At 48.8% G+C, this 2,309-nt stretch carries 2 protein-coding genes; both read right to left on the bottom strand.

From position 1 onward, the window contains the following. Nucleotides 1-82: 82 nt before the first annotated feature. Nucleotides 83-289 carry a cold-shock protein gene (locus tag IDZ20_RS00960; protein WP_188149560.1) on the bottom strand — a complete coding sequence of 69 codons (207 nt, stop codon included), beginning with the start codon at nucleotides 287-289 and terminating at the stop codon, nucleotides 83-85. 414 nt (nucleotides 290-703) lie between these two features. Beyond that, the coding region (locus tag IDZ20_RS00955; RefSeq protein WP_188149559.1) for a PT domain-containing protein at nucleotides 704-2,309 on the bottom strand (1,606 nt) is incomplete at its 5' end.

Genomic DNA, 2,309 nt, shown 5'->3' with positions numbered 1-2,309 from the left:
AAAAAAAAAAAGGGGGGGGGGGGGCGCCTAGGAACAAAAGGCAAAAAAAAGCCAGGCTTGCGCCTGGCTCTTTTAAGGGGAATTACTTGGCGATAACGTTATCAGCCTGAGGACCTTTAGCGCCCTGACTTACACTGAATTCAACCTGCTGACCTTCAGCAAGAGTTTTGAAGCCAGTACCTTGAATTGAAGTGTGGTGAACAAAAACGTCAGGACCACCTGAACGCTGAATAAAACCAAAACCTTTACTTTCATTGAACCACTTAACAGTACCAGTAATAGTAGACATACGTATAAAACCTAAATATAAATAAAAAAGATGCCCTGAGGGCGTTTGGTGCCGAGAACGTAACGTTGTTCAACTGATTACTACTAGCGCGACTATGAGTTGCAAAAGACCATGAGGGGAAATCACTCAAAGCTTTTATATGGTTGCAACGACTAGACAGAACTTACTTGCCAGGAGGGTCGTGGTGTAAAAAAGTGGACAATGGAGTTTTCAACGAGGCCCATCATACAGAGTTTTAGAACTTAGTAAAGCGAATAATAAATGATCTACATGACTAAATCGAAAGCCGGTCAGATTGAAAAGTGGCTATAGGCGCCATCGCCTGAAACAGTCAAATCAACCCACTGCCAGCAAACAAAAAAGCCTCTCACACTTGGTGAGAGGCTTTAGGTGGTAGGCTATTAGAACGGCTTACTATGGCGCAGCAGGGCTAAAGCCATCGCGAATCGCGGTCATTGCGCTTGAGTTAAAGACAACGCTGGTCTCCGCGATACCTGCATGCAATCTCGCTCCCTGGCGTACATAGCTGTCACCGCCTTCAAGATTCGACTCAGCAAACACGAATCGACTGTGTTTTTCCATCGGCATCATGTCGGCAATATCCGCAGGGATATCGAACTCGATAATATCTACTCCTCCGACATTAACGAGACTCACCGGCGCATCCATCAACATCATCCGACTGCCGTCAACATTGTTTTGCTGGACAACTTGCAGCCTTAACTCGGCGCCAGCGACACTGCCATCGGCGGAAACAAAGTAGCCAACGAGTTCGCCCGTAGTATCTTGCCCTAGCCAAATTCCACCTTCTGGCATGGATTCTAGTTCGGCGGGAGTATTAACAATCTCATCTAGGCTGGTGGCAGGAATCGGATCCCAGTTACCTGATTCTGGGCTTGTTTCCTGCCACTGACGGGCAACGATATTGTCACAGGCTAAGTTGGCGTCAAACCAATCATCGTGGTCTTCGTCACACCAAAAAGCGTAGACGTCGTCCTGCTGCTGTAGATGGGCCACGTAAGCCACAGAGCCCTCAGGGAACACATCAGAAGTGTCAATTCCCGCCTCGTAGGCCTCATCTAACAGAGCCAACATCGGCACGCCAACAACATCAAACGCCTCTAAAACGATATGCTGGATGTCGATAGACTGATGCGCGCCGCTGTCATCTATTGGCTGCAAGATAGCCGTCTCACCAGTGTCGCCATCTACATAACCGCTGATACTGTATCGATCGAGTGCAGAGAACACACCGTTATCACCGATGTAGAAAGTTTCGTCCGCATCGGAAAATTCATCCCAGCTTGCCGTACCCTGATTCCACTCAAACCAAGTTTCGGCAACGCCGTCGACAATAGTGCCGAATTCAAACCAACTGAAATCAGCTACACCATCGCCATCGGTATCTTCTAGCTCAGCTTCAAACCAACTTACACCCAGGGTGAAGACATCCTCTTCGACAACATCAGTCGGCCCCTGAGCCGTGACAATTGCGCCGGAAAGACATTCGACACTACCATCATCGTTTGTCTGGGATTCTACAAAGCTAAAGCTAAAGCTGTCGGTGGTAGGATCGTAGCTTCCGCTGCCGCTAAAGCCTTCCCCGCCCATAAGAGTGAGGTCACCAGAAGCGCTCATAATGCCCGCAAGACCGTCTTCATGATGCTCACCACGTACGTGCATGAAAACTTGATTGCCATGCATGTTGGTTTCAAGAATGAAGTGCTCGTCCGTTTGGTCGACACAAACACCGCTCTCCCAATCTAACTCTTGGCTGCCGGTCTCAAAGCTTAGGCTTGCGAGATAAACACCAAAGATCTGGGGAACGTCCTGATCACAAACATCACCCAAGCCATCTTCGTCGCTATCAGCCTGATCTTCATTCGCGATTAATACGCAATTGTCTTGGTCGTCGAAGACCATATCACCATCGCGATCAGACATAGGTTCGCCCGTTGGTTCACCTGTGGGTTCACCTGTTGGTTCACCTGTTGGTTCACCTGTTGGTTCGCCTGTTGGT

Origin of the sequence: Teredinibacter waterburyi (genome assembly GCF_001922985.1) — a bacterium.
GTDB lineage: Bacteria > Pseudomonadota > Gammaproteobacteria > Pseudomonadales > Cellvibrionaceae > Teredinibacter > Teredinibacter waterburyi.
The sequence above is the reverse complement of the archived record's forward strand: the minus strand, read 5'-3'. Positions and strand labels throughout refer to the sequence as shown.

What these genes read in the sequence shown, in the direction of transcription:
- IDZ20_RS00960 (WP_188149560.1), bottom strand. Translation starts at nt 289, where the DNA reads ATGTCTACTATTACTGGTACTGTTAAGTGGTTCAATGAAAGTAAAGGT.